Source organism: Dokdonella sp., from assembly GCF_039926425.1.
Lineage (GTDB): Bacteria > Pseudomonadota > Gammaproteobacteria > Xanthomonadales > Rhodanobacteraceae > Dokdonella_A.
In genome coordinates, this window is the sequence record NZ_JBDSWZ010000233.1 from 1 (window position 1) to 13,616 (window position 13,616).

A 13,616-nucleotide genomic window follows, 5' to 3' on the forward strand; every position below is an offset into this window, starting at 1 on the left:
CTGCGATTGGTCTTCTCCAGACGGGCGAAGCTTGCACCGAATTCCGTATCGACGGTTTTGCGATCCTCGGCGGTCAGTGCATCGAACACCTTCTTGTCGATCACCAGTTCGCCGACCACGTAGCTGAGCGGCAAGTCGACCATGTGCTTGAGCTTGGTGTGCCACTGGAACGCGATCGCGCCCGACGGCGTTCCCGCCGCGGTGTCGATCAGGCCGGTCTGCATGCTCGTGTAGACATCCGACAACGCCAGTGGAATCGGGGTGACTCCGGCCGTCTTGAACGCGAGTTCCGCCACCTTGTCGCCCTGCGGAACCCAGACCTTCGCGGCTTTCAGATCGTCGCGCGTCTTCAGGTCGCGCGTGCTCATCAGATACGCAAACCCGCCGCCACTCACGCCGACCAGCTCGAATCCTTCCTTCTGGAACTGCTGCTTCAGCAGCGGGTCGAGTTTCACGCGGACCTGGTCGATTTCCTCTTCGCTGCGGAACATGAAAGGCAGGCCATAGATCCCTGCATCCTTCGCGATCACGGTCGCTTCGCCACCGGTGAACGCGCCGCCCTGGAGCTGTCCGATCTTGATCTTGCGCAACACCGTTGCGTCATCGCCCATCACGCCGCCGGGGTAATACTTGACCTCCACGCGCCCTTCGGTCTTCGTCTTGATCGCCTCGGCTGCCGTGCGCATCTCGCGCATCCATGCGGTGCCGTCGGGTGCGATCGTTGCAATCTTGATCGGCGCTGCGTGTGCGCAGGTTGCGCCGAAAAAAATAGCCAGCGTCAGCAGGGGCTTGTTCGTGAAGGTCATGTGCGAATTCCGTGTTCTCGAAGCAGAAGAAAAGTGGACTGCGGGATGATGTCGTCGACTGTCGCGCTGCGCGACCGTCAGAAGTAATCCTTGCCCGATTCCAATAACTTTCTGGCGCGCATCTGCGCAACCGTGTTGATCAGGGTGAGCCCCGGCGCATGCGGATCGGCATTGATCGCCTCGTTCAGGAGCCGGTCGTGCAAAGGCTGATCGAACACCAGCCGCGCATAGTGCTCCGCATACAGCACCCGCACCATCTGGTTGTTGCCACCGGACAATGCAAGGGCTTTCTCGAAATCGGCCTTGCCCTCCTCCGGTCTGCCACCAAGCGATGCGGGACGAAGCGTCGCCAGAACGCCGAGAATCATGTACGGCTCACCCTTTCCATAAGAAGGGTCGAGCGCGACGACGCGCTCGACCAGCAACTGGATTTTCGGCAGATCGGCGATGGCTTTCCAGTCGGCGCTGTTGGCCTGCAAACGCCCAGCCCACGATGAAGCGAGCTGGTAGAGCATCGCAATGTTGCGGACATCGACTTTCGAAACCTCCGCATGGAATGCTTCAAACGGTGCATCAAGCTGCTGGCACAACGGCACCAGACGCACGCAGGTTGCGCGGCGGGCATAGCCGAAGCTGCGCGCGGTGAGGCGCTTGGCGCGCTCGGGATCGTCAACGAATGCACTGCCGTAAGAGTCGTACAACCGCGAACCCGCGATCAGCAGGTTGGCATTCTGCGGAGCGCCCTGGATCAACCCATCAATCAGCAGCAGCCACGCCGGAACGCCTTCGCGCGCGGTCGCCAGGTCGTCCTGGTCAAGGATGCCGGCGCTCAAATCGTCGGCGAGTCGCTGGGTTGCGCGATTGACGACGCTCGCACACCCCCCCAGTACAAGGGTGAGCACGCAGACGGCGAGCAGGAGGCGTTTGGATCGAATCGGAGTCATGGCAATTCCGGTAGTGCAGCAATGGCGCTCGACACGCGCAGATCAGTCGAAGAATGTCTCGGCCGCTTCGAGCGTGTTCTCGATCAGCGTCGCAACCGTCATCGGTCCGACGCCTCCAGGCACGGGAGTGATCCACGAGGCGCGCTCGGCCGCCGCCTCGAATTCAACGTCGCCGACGAGCCGCCCGTCGTCGAGCCGATTGATGCCGACGTCGATCACCACAGCGCCCGGTTTGATCCACTCGCCTTTCACGAGCCCGGGTTTGCCGGCCGCGACCACGACGATATCGCCGCGTCGCACTTCCGCACCGAGGTCGGCGGTGAACCGGTGACAGCCGGTGGTTGTGCAGCCTGCAAGCAGCAATTCGAGTATCAGCGGCCTGCCGACGTGATTGGAAACGCCGACCACCACCGCGTTGCGTCCGCGCACAGGCCGGTCGGTGTGTGCGAGCAGGATCATCACGCCCTTCGGCGTGCAGGGTCGCAATCCGCGCTGGCGCAACGCCAGTCGACCGACGTTCGCAGCCTGAAATCCGTCGACGTCCTTGTGCACGTCGATGCGGTCGATCAGTGCAGTCGCATTGATGCCGTCGGGAAGAGGCAACTGAAGCAGGATGCCGTGCACATCCGGGTCCGCGTTGAGGCGGTCGATCAGCGAGACCAGCTCACTCTCGGACGTCGTTGCGGGAAGATCGAAGTCGAGCGAGCGAAAACCGACGTGTTTGCACGCGCGTCGCTTGTTGCGCACATAGACCGCGGACGCGGGGTCGACGCCGACCAGCACGACCGCAAGTCCGGGCGCGATTCGACCGGCAGCGATGCGCACCTTCACGCGCGCGGCCACGCTGTCGAGCACGTCATCGGCGATGCGGCGGCCGTCGAGAAGTCGTGCGGTCATTTCGATTCCGGCGGTAAACGCGCATTATCCCATGTCTGCGCCGAGCCGCCCAAACCGACGCGGCGGCGTACAGTCCAATGGATCAAGGGGATTGCCGACGATGACCGACACGATCACCGAACTGGAAGCGGCGGCATTTCGCCGCCTGCTCGAACACCTGGGTTCGCGAACCGACGTGCAGAACATCGATCTGATGACCATGGCCGGTTTCTGCCGCAACTGTCTCGCGGACTGGTATCGCGAAGCGGCAGCGGAACGCGGCATGCAGATGGACAAGGACACGGCCCGCGAACGCATCTACGGCGAACCGTTCGCGGCCTGGAAAGCGCGCCATCAGCCGGAAGCCACCGCGGAACAGCTCGCCGCTTTCGCCCAGGCGCAAAAGAAACACGGCTGACGCGGATCCACGCTGCACGCGACGGCGACGGGTCAGGCCGAATCGCACAGTCTCGCAATGTCCTCATACGGCGCATCCCGCGCATCCGGACCGCAACCGGGACACGCGGGATCGCGCGTCAGCCGCAGCTCGCGCGTCGTCGCAGCCAGCGCGTCGTAGCACAGCAATCGTCCGACGAGCGGCGTTCCGATCGACAGAAGCAACTTGAGCGCCTCGGTTGCCTGGAACAATCCGATCACGCCCGGCAGCACACCGAGCACACCGGCTTCGGTGCAATTGGGCGCGTCGACGGCTGACGGCGGTTCCGGAAAAAGACATCGGTAGCACGGGGAATCGTCACGGCGCGCATCGAACACACTCGCCTGCCCTGTGAAGCGATGCACCGCGCCATAGATGAGTGGAATACGCAGCCGGAAGCACGCCGCATTCAGCAGATACCGGGTCGGAAAATTGTCCGCGCCGTCGATCACCACGTCGTGCCCGCGCAACAGATCCTCAACATTCGCCGCCGAAACGCGATCGGCGACCGGCACGATGTGCACGGACGGATTCAACGCAGCCAGCGCTTCGCGTGCCGATTCGACTTTCAGTGTTCCGATGCGTGCATCGGTGTGAATGACCTGGCGCTGCAGGTTGGAGCGTTCCACCCGATCGTCATCGATGATCGTCAGCGTGCCGACGCCGGCTGCAGCAAGGTAGAGCGCTGCCGGCGCCCCAAGGCCTCCTGCACCGACAAGCGCGACTCGCGCGTGGGCGAGTCGCGACTGACCCGCGACGCCCACTTCCGGAAGTACCAGGTGGCGCGCATAACGGGCGGCGGAGTCTGCATCGAGGAGCCCAGCCTGGACCGGCAAATCCACCCCTTTCCATGCGGCAAACCCGCCCGCCACCGAGGCGCTGCGCGCATAGCCGAGTTCACGCAAAGCGGCGGCTGCACGCAGCGAACGCGTGCCGCTGCCGCAGATCACGAGGATCTCGCGTGTACGATCGGTCGTGATTGCTTCGATGCCGGTTGAGATCGACCCCAGCGGCAATCCGATCGCATCCGCCGGCATTCCAGCCGCACGCTCGTCGTCTTCACGGACGTCGAGCAGCAAAGCGCCAGAACCTTGGCGGTCGAAAGCGTCGCGAGCTTCGACGACGGGTATCGTGACAACCGCGCCGTTGCCGTTTTCGACGTCTGTGGTCATGGCGTCAGAACAGTCCTGGCAACGGCAACAGGTCGACGACCGATCCCTGCGCAAGCTCGTGCGCGTTTTCCGGAATCATGATCAGTGCGTCGGCATCGACCACGCCGCGCAACATGCCCGAACCCTGTTTCTGCATGGGTGTCGCCCACAAGGTTGCATCCTCGCGCATGTCAATTCTCGCACGCAGGAATTCACATCGATCGTGCTTCTTGAGAACCGGCGCCGCGAGCCGCGCGCGCCATACCCGACCCGCGGCATTCGTTGCACGTTGCATCGCAAGAAGTACGGGGCGAACGAGGACGAGGAAGGTTGCGATGGTCGACACCGGATTGCCGGGAAGTCCGAAAACCAGCGCGCCGCCGATCTGACCGCATAGCAGCGGCATTCCCGGTCTCATCCGAACCTTCCAGAAATGGATGGTGCCAAGGTCGGCAACGATCCCCGGCAGCAGATCCGCCTCGCCCGCCGATACGCCGCCACTGCTCAGAAGCAGGTCGCAGTGGTCAGCAGCGTTGCGGAACGCTGCGCGCAAGCGGACCGGATCGTCGCGCAGGTGCATCACCGGATGCGCTTCAATGCCGAGGCCGCGCAGCAGTCCACCAAGGCTGTAGCGATTGCTGTCGTGGATCTGCCCGAATCCGAGCGGCTCTCCCGACGGGACCAGTTCGTCGCCGGTGACAAACAACGCCACCCGAGGACGCTGCGCAACGATCGCGCCGGTACGGCCCGCCGCTGCGAGCACGGCGACCTGCGCGGGCGAAAGTGCAGTTCCTTTTTTGAAAGCGACGTCGCCGGCGTGATAGTCCTCACCAGCAGGTCGCACATTCGCGCCTGCGCGTTCAGAGGATCGAATGACGATCGAATCACCGTCGATCGTCACGTTTTCCTTGATGACGACCGTGTCCGCGCCCGGCGGAAGTGGCGCGCCCGTGGTGATGCGCACGCATTCACCGTCGCCGAACGCAGGCGCTGCGGACGCACCCGCGAGGACGGTGCCGGCGAGGCGAAAACGACCTTCGCCACTGGTCGGCAATTCGGCACCTCGCACGGCGTAACCGTCCATGGCTGAATTGGCGAACGGCGGCAAATCATCCGGCACAACGATGTCTTCGGCGAGGATCCGTCCGCCCAGCCGGTCGAGCTCGACCGACTCGGTGCCGACGCGCGCGGCAAGCCCGAGGTCGAGCGCACGTCTGCGAGCGTCGTCCACCGACAGGTGCATTGCGAAATCAGGCGTTGTCGGAATCGGCATCGCGGTCGAAGTCTTCCGGAGTGTTGAGATTTCGAAACTGCCGTCGTCGATCGGCGAAATCAAGTTCATGCGCGCCGATGCCGGTCTGCCAATGCCATACGCCGCGCCCTTCTCCGACTGCCTGCGAGGCGGAAGACGCGAGCAAGCGCGCATACACTGCAAACAGGGGCTGCCGGCGCTCGCCATCGTGCGCGACGACCGCGTTCACGGCCTGCGCGCGTACGGATTCGATCAGCCGGATCAGAAGGTCGCGTGGCGGATCGGGGCAATCGACCGGCAGGGTGATCAGCCACTCCGTCGTGCACGCCGCCAGCGCAGCAGCGATACCAGCGAGCGGGCCGGAAAATCCGGGTTGCCGATCCGTCACGACTCGCCCGTAGCGCGCGTAATCGTCGAGAGATCGATTGGCAGAGATCAACAGCGGGCACTTGCATGACGCACTTCCGGCGACTTCCGATCCTTGCGTCCCATCCATTGCCATGCTGGCTGCCGCGTCGATCACCCACGCGATCAGCGGTCGTCCGTGGAACGGTTCAAGCCCTTTGTCCCGACCACCCATGCGCACGGCGGCGCCTCCGGCGAGGATCGCGAACGTGATCGAACCGGCAACGGGGGTCATCGCGTCGACCTCGCGGCACTCCGTCAGCGCTTGCTTTTCTTGGCGTTGCGGATCATCCGCGTCCGACGCTTTGCCTGACCTTCGGTCAGCACGTTGCGCTTGCCGGCGAACGGGTTGTCGCTGTCGCGGAACTCGATGCGGATCGGCGTTCCTTCGAGTCGATAGCGCTTGCGGAAGAAGTTCTCGAGATAGCGCCGGTAGCTTTCGGCGATGTGCTTGGTGCGTGCGCCGTGGATCACGATCGTCGGCGGATTGGCGCCGCCCGGATGCGCGTACTTGAGCTTTGGCGTGTGGCCTCGCGCGAGCGGCGGTTGATACGCCGTGTACGCCGCTTCCACCGCACGGGTCAGTTCGGATGACGTGAATTTGTGGTTCGCCGACGCATGGGCGCGATTCACGGCTTTCATCAATTCGCCGATGCCGCTGCCGTGCAGTGCGGAAATGAAGACCTGCTTCGCCCACTCGGCGAACACCAGCTTGCGCGACAGCGACGCCACGCACTGCTCCCGCTGGTACTTGTCCATGTCGTCCCACTTGTTCACGGCGATTACCAGCGCGCGCCCGGATTCGAGCACGTGGCCGATCAGTGCGGTGTCCTGATCCGCGACGCCTTCGCGCGCATCGAGCATCAGTACCGTGACGTGCGCCGCATCGACCGATTGCAGCGACTTGATGACGCTGAACTTTTCCAGCGCATCCTCGACGCGCGCGCGACGCCGGATGCCGGCGGTGTCGATCAGGGTGTACTTCTTGCCGTCGCGTTCAAGGGCGACGCGGATCGAATCACGCGTGGTGCCGGGTGTCTCCGATGCGATGACTCGTTCCTCGCCAAGCAGCCGGTTCACGAGTGTCGACTTTCCGGCATTCGGACGCCCGACGATCGCGACGCGAATGCCCTCGTCGGGTCGCTCCTCGAGCAGATCGGCATCTGGCTTGGGCAGCAACGCCTCCAACGCCGCAAGCAGCGGAGTGGTACCGCGGCCATGCGCCGCCGACATCGGCAACGCGGAGGCCATGCCCAACGCGGCGAATTCCGCCAGCGCATTGTTTTCGTCGAGACCATCGACCTTGTTGACCAGCAGCAGCATCGGTTTCGACGCGCGGCGCAGCCGGTCGAGAATGGCGCGATCGGTCGGCAACAGGCCATCACGCGCATCCACGGTCAGCAACACCACGTCGGCTTCGTCGATCGCGAACTCGGCCTGGCGTACCGTCTGTGTGTCGAGGCCTGCGGCATTCTCGATCAAGCCGCCGGTGTCGACGATGACGAAAGGGGCGGACGCAAGCCGACAGATGCCGTAATGGCGATCTCGCGTCACCCCGGGCATGTCATGCACGAGTGCGTCGCGCGTGCGCGTGAGCACGTTGAAGAGCGTCGACTTGCCGACGTTTGGACGCCCGACGAGGGCTACTACGGGAAGCATTGCAGGCTCCGGAGCGATCCCTCCCCGGCTGCGGCGACCGACCGGGGAGACATCTGGGTTGGCGCACGGCGATGCGTCGCGTGGCGCATGAGCATCATGCGCCACAAGGTTGCCGGTTCGTGCGGACTATCGGGCGCGATACGCGCTGATGTGTCCCTTCACGTCTTCAATGTACAGCGTACCGTCCACCACCAACGGTGCGCCTTCGATGGCTTTCTTGCTGATCCGCTCACGCGCGGCGAACTTGCCTTCCGACAAGCTCAACCAGTGAACGAACCCCTCGCTGTCGCCCACGACCACCGAGTCGCCATGAATGGCCGGAGCGCTCAACCAGCGGTACTTCAGCTTGTCCTGCTTCCACAGGTTGACGCCGGTTTCGCGATCGAACGCCCACACATTCCCCTCTGCGTCGACGACGACGACGGTATTGCCACTGACCGCTGCACCGACATAACTGGACAAATCGCGCTGCCACAGCGGTCGCCCCGTGTCGAGCGCGAGCGCTGCGACCTGGCCGCGATATCCAGCGGCATACAGCGCTGTACCGTCGGCGACCAGCGCGCCGTCAACGTCGGACAGTCGCTCGACTTCGGTGCGACCTTCGCCGCTGGAGAGCGACTGCACCCACATTTCCTTGCCGTCGGCGAGACCGATGGCGATCACCTTGCCGTTGTCGAAGCCGTCATACACCACGCCATTCACGATCAACGGCGCAGCGTTACCGCGCAGGCTGAGCGCTGGCACCGCTTGATCGACGATCCATTTGCGACTTCCGTCACTGGCATCGAGACCGACCAGTCGTCCATCGTTGGTACGAACCACAACCACACCGTTGCCGATCGCAGGAGGTGCAATCACTTCTGAGGTCAGCTGGACATTCCAGCGCTCTGCACCGTCCTGCGTCGAGAGTGCCTGCACCTGGCCGTCCAGACCGCCGACCACAAGCATGTCGCCCTGCGCCACCGGACCACCCGACCAACGCGTCGAATTCTCGGTGCGCCGCCACCACCAGCCATGGCGCGTGCCGAAATGCTTTTGCCAGATCGTGTGTCCGCTGGCTGCGTCGATCGCCTCAATGGTGCCGTCGATGCTTGCCGCATACATCTTGCCGTCGGTCACATTGGGCACCATCCGCGCGCCCGACAGGCCCCCACCCTTTCCGATCCCCTCGCTCCACACGCGGTCGATCTGAAGGGTCGGCGAAAATTCTGTCAGAGGCGTGGGTGGCTCGACGTTGTCCTTCTTGCCCAGCGTTTTCAGCCAGGTGCAGCCGCTGAGTGCGGCCGTGAACGCGGCGACGACCAGCAGAGAGCGTTTCATGAGCCAGCCTTTCCAGTCGTGGCAACGACAGCTGGCGTCGAACTCGCCGCCAGATCGTCGAGCTTCATCTGCAGGAAATTCCGATTGGTGGCCTGCGGATCAAGTTTGGAGATTGCCTCCTGATAAGCCGTCCGTGCGGCATCGGAGTGGCCCTGTCTTGCGAGCGCGTCGCCGCGAATCTCCGCTGCCATAGCGGTGTATTCATCCTTGGGAACAGCGTCGACGAGTTTGAGCGACGCATCCACGTCACCTTGGGCAAACTTGACCTTCGCCAGGCGAAGGGACGCGAGCGACTTGAGCGACGCCTCGGGAGAATGTTCTCTTGCCCATTCCAGGGCGGTTGCCGCGCCAGCGAGATAGTTCTTTTTCACGGCGATATCGGCCTGGGTCATCGCGGCGAACACGGCGTATGCGGAATCGGGAAAATCCTTGCGCACGGCCTGCGCGATCGTCTCCACTTCATCGTCGCGCTTCGCATCGACCGCATCGGACAGAGCCTGGTACTGCGCAGCCGCCTGTGCAGAATTCTGGGTGCGATGCGATTTCCACTGCTGCCAGCCGAAGATGAGGACGAGGCCGAGCCCCACTCCCGCGGCAATGGACAGCGCGTTCTCGCGCAGCCATTTCTGAACCAGTTCACCTTGTTCGTGTTCGTCGAGAACGTCGAAAGACATGCATTCACCTGGGAAAACGCGAGAGTGCGACGACGGCCGCGACAGCGGCCCGCCGAAAGGCGCACAAGGGTATCAGGAAACCGCGGTCGGGCGATCCGGCCGGTTTCATCGACGGCCGCGGATTCCGCAGCCGCTATTGATCGATGCGACTCACCGGTGCGCCGCTTTGGTCGAACACGCGAATGTGCGCCACATTTCCTCGCTGGAACGGCGTCAGGTCAATGGACTTTCCATCCGTGCGCACCTGTGCGCCTTGCACATTGCCCAAGCGAACGGACAGTTGACCCTCGCTGCGATAGGTGTGCTCGCTTCCCGCCGCAAGCATTCCATATTCGAGCTTGCGACCATCGGCCGTCGTGACTTCGACCCAACTTTGCTGGCTCAGGGCGACGCTCAACGTGTGCGTCGTGCCGGCAGCCGGTGCGAGCGCAGTCGACATGAGAGGCTGGGCCGGTTGCTGCGTCACGACGAACGGCGCCATGGACGCAATCACCGGAGCAGGATCTGCCGCGTCGGCGTGAATCGCTGCGCCCGACGGGCCGTCGACGTCCGTTGCGCGACGCGCATCGTCGGCTACGCCGCCAGATGACGCCATTGCGTCGGCAGATGCGGGTTGTTCCGCGACGGCAGACGTCACCGCCGGCGGATCGAGCGGTGTCGTGCGCGCAAGATTCTGCTCGAGTCCACCATGCGTCGCGAGCCATACCGCGGGCACCACGATGATCGCCGTGAGCACCAGGTAGGTCGCGCTGACGGAGTACCTGTCGAACAGATAGCGCGAACGGGAAATCGTGCCGGTCGCGACCAGCGGAATCGTCCGGGTACGCGCAGCGGCGACGCTCGCCACCTGCTCCACCGGGAGGCCGACAAGACGTGCGTAGCTCCGGAGATAGCCACGCAGGAACACTCCCTCGGTCATGCCCTCGTAGTCGTCGCCCTCGAGCCGCTCGATCAGCTTGACCGGCAGCTTGAGGCGGGACGACACGTCAGCAACGCTGAAGCCGTGTGCCACGCGCGCAGCGCGCAGTCGAGGCCCCATCGGTGCCTCCGCGTCGTCGTGGCGTTCAATCGACTGCAGGTCGACGTCGTCTGCCGGCTGTGCAGGCATTTCGTTCAAATCACCGGCCTGTGCGGCTCTCATGGGTCGTGTTCCTCTGGACAGCGGCAGCGTCATCTGGTCGCTGCGTTCGTCGTTCATTTCGTGGATTGTGGTCGGCCGGGGATCACCGTCGCGTGAGGTCATGACGGGCTCTGGATGTTCAGCGAACGCGCTTGTTCGGACTCGGGAAACGTCTGCATGAGCTTGCGCGTGTAGTCTCCGGCCGCGCGTCCGTTACCCAGATGCAGCTCGATATTGCGACCCAGCAGCAATGCATCGGGACGCGACTCGCCATTCGCCTCGAAGCGCTGAACGAAGGCGCGCGCCTTGAAGTATTCGCCCTTCTCGTACAACGCCGACGCCAGCTGGATCAGCGCTTCCCCCTGGTTGGGTCGCAGGTCGAGCGCCTTGCGTAGGGCTGCTTCCGCCTCATCCCGCTTGCCGGCCTTGAGCAGGCAGGCGCCGGAGTTGGCCAGCGCAACCGCAGGCGTCTTGTAGAACGGATCGGCAAGGGCACGTTCAAAATAGGACTGCGCCTGGTCATAGCGACCGAGCTTGCACAGGAATGTGGCGTAGTTGTTCGCTTCGTTGCCGCCCTTCGGTTTCAGATCGCTCGCACGCTTGTAGTGTTCTTCCGCCTTTGCGGGATCGTTGATCCTTTCGTAAAGCACGGCGATCACGGTGTGCGCATCCACGTAGCCTGGATCATATTCCAGCGCTTTGGTGAGTTTCTCCAACGCCGTCTCGAGCTGCCCCTGCTGCAGGTATTTCTGGCCCAGCTCGGTATGAACGCGTGCGGCATCTGTTTTTTGCGTCGCCACACTGTCCGCTTTGACGATGCCGCCGCCGGAGGCGCCGCAGCCTGCGAGCAACGTCATTGACGCGCCCATGGCGAATGCGAGGGTCATGCGCTCAAGCCGCATCGGCCACCCCTGCTTCGAGCTTGCGCCGGAACTCCGCTTGGCGGCGCGTGCGATCCATGACCTGCCCCTTGAGCTGACCGCACGCTGCGTCGATATCGTCACCGCGCGTGCGCCGGACCATCGTCAGCACATCGGCGTCGAGAAGGATCTTCTGGAAGGCCCGGATGACATCGTCGTCGGAGCGTGTGTAGCGCGTTCCCTCAAAAGGATTGAATGGAATGAGATTGACCTTGGCAGGAAGACGTCGCATCAGCTTGATCAGCTCACGGGCGTGTTCGGGCTTGTCATTGACGCCCTTGAGCATGGTGTATTCGAAGGTGATCATCGCGCGCGTCCTGCGTGCGGCATAGCGAGCGCACGCGTCGAGCAGTTCGGCAATCGGATATTTCCGGTTGAGCGGAACCAGTTCGCTGCGCAACTCGTCATTGGGCGCATGCAGCGACACCGCGAGCGACACATCCGCGACCTCGCCCAGCTTGTCGATCATCGGCACGAGACCGGCAGTCGAGAGCGTCACGCGCTTGTTCGCCAGACCAAAACCGAAGTCGTCACGCATCACGCTCATCGCAGTGACGACATTGTCGAAATTGAGCAGAGGCTCGCCCATCCCCATCAGCACAACGTTGGTGAGCTTGCGTTGGTGGTGCGGGACATTCCCCAGGTGCTTCGCCGCCACCCACACCTGACCGATGATTTCAGCAGCGGACAGGTTGCGGTTGAAACCCTGCGTGCCGGTCGAGCAGAACGTGCAGTTCAGACCACAGCCGATCTGCGACGAGACGCAAAGCGTGCCGCGAGATGTTTCCGGAATGAAGACCGCCTCGATCGCATTGCGACCGTCCATGCCGAGCAGCCACTTGTGCGTGCCATCGATCGCCTGTTTCTCAATCAGCGTGTTCGGCGGCACGATCTCGATCGCATCGCTCAACTTGTCACGCAGGACTTTTCCGACATCGGTCATCTGCGCGAAGTCGGTGACGTGGCGGTGATACACCCATTTCATCACCTGGTCGGCACGATACGGTTTCTCACCCAGCTGCGCGAACAGGTCGCGCAAGCCGGAACGGTCGTAGTCGAGCAAATTGGCCTTGGGTGTCGTCACCGTCACATTCCGTCAGCGCGTGCAGATTTCGTGACTGTCGAAAAAGTACGCGATTTCCACTTTTGCAGCATCGACCGCATCCGAACCATGCACTGCATTGGCGTCGATCGAGGTTGCGAAATCCGCGCGGATCGTTCCCGGTGCCGCTTCCTTTGGATTGGTCGCGCCCATCAGGTCACGATGCTTGAGCACGGCGTTGTCGCCCTCCAGTGCCTGAATCATCACAGGGCCGGAAATCATGAAGTCGACAAGCGCATTGAAGAACGGCCTCTCACGATGCACCGCGTAAAAGCCCTCGGCGTCGGCGCGCGTCAACTGCTTCATCTTCGCGGCGATGACCTTGAGCCCCGCCTTCTCGAAGCGAGTGTAGATCTCGCCGATGACGTTTTTCGCGACGGCGTCGGGTTTGATGATGGAAAGAGTGCGCTCCAGCGCCATGCCGGGTCTCCTAGGGGGTCGGGTTCAAAGGGAACGGCCCAGAGGTGCCGTTATATCGCTAAATGCACGCCAATCCGCGGGCTTAGCTCACATTATCGACTGCAATTCTAGCTAAGTTTGAATGAATTTGACACTCCGGCGTCCGGTTTGTTTGACCAGACGAGCGCGTGCCGCCTATGATTCAAACGATCGTTTGATGCGTGAATGGCCAGCCGTGCAGCCCCTTCAACCCAGTTTTTCCACGCGCGAACGCATTCTCTGCGTTGCGGAAACCCTGTTCGCGCGACATGGATTCGCAGGTGCATCCCTGCGACAGGTAACGGCTGCGGCGAAGGTCAACCTTGCGGCGGTCAATTATCACTTTGGATCAAAAGACAGCTTGATCGAAGAAGTCTTTCGTCGCCGCCTGGATGAACTCAACCAGCACCGACTGGCTTTGCTGACGACGGTTCTTGCCAGTCCGGGGCATTCGCTTGAACACGTGCTCGATGCGTTCATCCGACCCGCGCTCGAACAGTCGATGGACAGTGC

At 62.9% G+C, this 13,616-nt stretch carries 15 protein-coding genes; 2 read left to right on the forward strand and 13 right to left on the reverse strand.

The window, feature by feature from the left end:
* The 3 genes from dctP to folD all read right to left on the reverse strand — a co-directional run.
* A partial coding sequence (gene dctP, locus ABIV12_RS13355) for a TRAP transporter substrate-binding protein DctP (protein WP_348060090.1) occupies positions 1-806 on the reverse strand: 806 nt, incomplete at its 3' end.
* A gap of 77 nt (positions 807-883) precedes the next feature.
* A complete protein-coding gene (locus ABIV12_RS13360) occupies positions 884-1,750 on the reverse strand; it encodes a TRAP transporter TatT component family protein (RefSeq protein WP_348060092.1) in 867 nt (288 codons plus the stop codon).
* Between the two features lie 42 nt (positions 1,751-1,792).
* The gene (folD, locus tag ABIV12_RS13365) at positions 1,793-2,647 is read right to left on the reverse strand and encodes a bifunctional methylenetetrahydrofolate dehydrogenase/methenyltetrahydrofolate cyclohydrolase FolD (protein ID WP_348060094.1); all 855 of its coding nucleotides are present in this window, start codon (positions 2,645-2,647) and stop codon (positions 1,793-1,795) included.
* 100 nt (positions 2,648-2,747) lie between these two features.
* On the opposite strand from folD, the gene ABIV12_RS13370 reads away from it, so the two are divergent.
* Positions 2,748-3,044 carry a DUF1244 domain-containing protein gene (locus tag ABIV12_RS13370; RefSeq protein WP_348060096.1) on the forward strand — a complete coding sequence of 99 codons (297 nt, stop codon included), beginning with the start codon at positions 2,748-2,750 and terminating at the stop codon, positions 3,042-3,044.
* A 32-nt stretch (positions 3,045-3,076) separates the two neighbouring features.
* Here the strand turns inward: ABIV12_RS13370 and moeB are convergent, their stop codons facing one another.
* The 10 genes from moeB to ndk form a co-directional block, all read right to left on the reverse strand.
* Positions 3,077-4,234 (reverse strand): molybdopterin-synthase adenylyltransferase MoeB, encoded by a 1,158-nt coding sequence (gene moeB / locus ABIV12_RS13375; protein WP_348060098.1) that lies wholly within the window; start codon positions 4,232-4,234, stop codon positions 3,077-3,079.
* Positions 4,235-4,238: 4 nt separating this feature from the next.
* Complete coding sequence (gene glp / locus ABIV12_RS13380) at positions 4,239-5,456, reverse strand: gephyrin-like molybdotransferase Glp (RefSeq protein WP_348060100.1); 1,218 nt, start codon at positions 5,454-5,456, stop codon at positions 4,239-4,241.
* Between the two features lie 7 nt (positions 5,457-5,463).
* Positions 5,464-6,105: a molybdenum cofactor guanylyltransferase gene (mobA, locus tag ABIV12_RS13385; RefSeq protein WP_348060102.1), complete on the reverse strand. Its 642-nt coding sequence runs from the start codon at positions 6,103-6,105 to the stop codon at positions 5,464-5,466.
* A 23-nt stretch (positions 6,106-6,128) separates the two neighbouring features.
* The gene (der, locus tag ABIV12_RS13390) at positions 6,129-7,529 is read right to left on the reverse strand and encodes a ribosome biogenesis GTPase Der (protein WP_348060104.1); all 1,401 of its coding nucleotides are present in this window, start codon (positions 7,527-7,529) and stop codon (positions 6,129-6,131) included.
* Positions 7,530-7,655: 126 nt separating this feature from the next.
* On the reverse strand, positions 7,656-8,849 hold the full coding sequence (bamB, locus tag ABIV12_RS13395) for an outer membrane protein assembly factor BamB (RefSeq protein ID WP_348060106.1): 1,194 nt from the start codon (positions 8,847-8,849) through the stop codon (positions 7,656-7,658).
* Positions 8,846-9,523, reverse strand: coding sequence for a tetratricopeptide repeat protein (locus tag ABIV12_RS13400; RefSeq protein WP_348060108.1), 678 nt, complete (start codon positions 9,521-9,523; stop codon positions 8,846-8,848). Before ABIV12_RS13400 ends, bamB begins: the two co-directional genes overlap by 4 nt.
* 133 nt (positions 9,524-9,656) lie before the next feature.
* A complete protein-coding gene (locus ABIV12_RS13405; protein WP_348060109.1) occupies positions 9,657-10,721 on the reverse strand; it encodes a RodZ domain-containing protein in 1,065 nt (354 codons plus the stop codon).
* A 41-nt stretch (positions 10,722-10,762) separates the two neighbouring features.
* Positions 10,763-11,530, reverse strand: coding sequence for a type IV pilus biogenesis/stability protein PilW (gene pilW, locus ABIV12_RS13410; protein WP_348060111.1), 768 nt, complete (start codon positions 11,528-11,530; stop codon positions 10,763-10,765).
* A gap of 4 nt (positions 11,531-11,534) precedes the next feature.
* Complete coding sequence (gene rlmN, locus ABIV12_RS13415; protein ID WP_348060113.1) at positions 11,535-12,647, reverse strand: 23S rRNA (adenine(2503)-C(2))-methyltransferase RlmN; 1,113 nt, start codon at positions 12,645-12,647, stop codon at positions 11,535-11,537.
* 12 nt (positions 12,648-12,659) lie between these two features.
* Positions 12,660-13,085, reverse strand: coding sequence for a nucleoside-diphosphate kinase (gene ndk, locus ABIV12_RS13420; RefSeq protein ID WP_348060115.1), 426 nt, complete (start codon positions 13,083-13,085; stop codon positions 12,660-12,662).
* A 196-nt stretch (positions 13,086-13,281) separates the two neighbouring features.
* Between ndk and ABIV12_RS13425 the strand changes: the two genes are divergently transcribed.
* Positions 13,282-13,616 (forward strand): TetR/AcrR family transcriptional regulator (locus ABIV12_RS13425; RefSeq protein WP_348060116.1); only part of this gene is annotated, 335 nt, incomplete at its 3' end.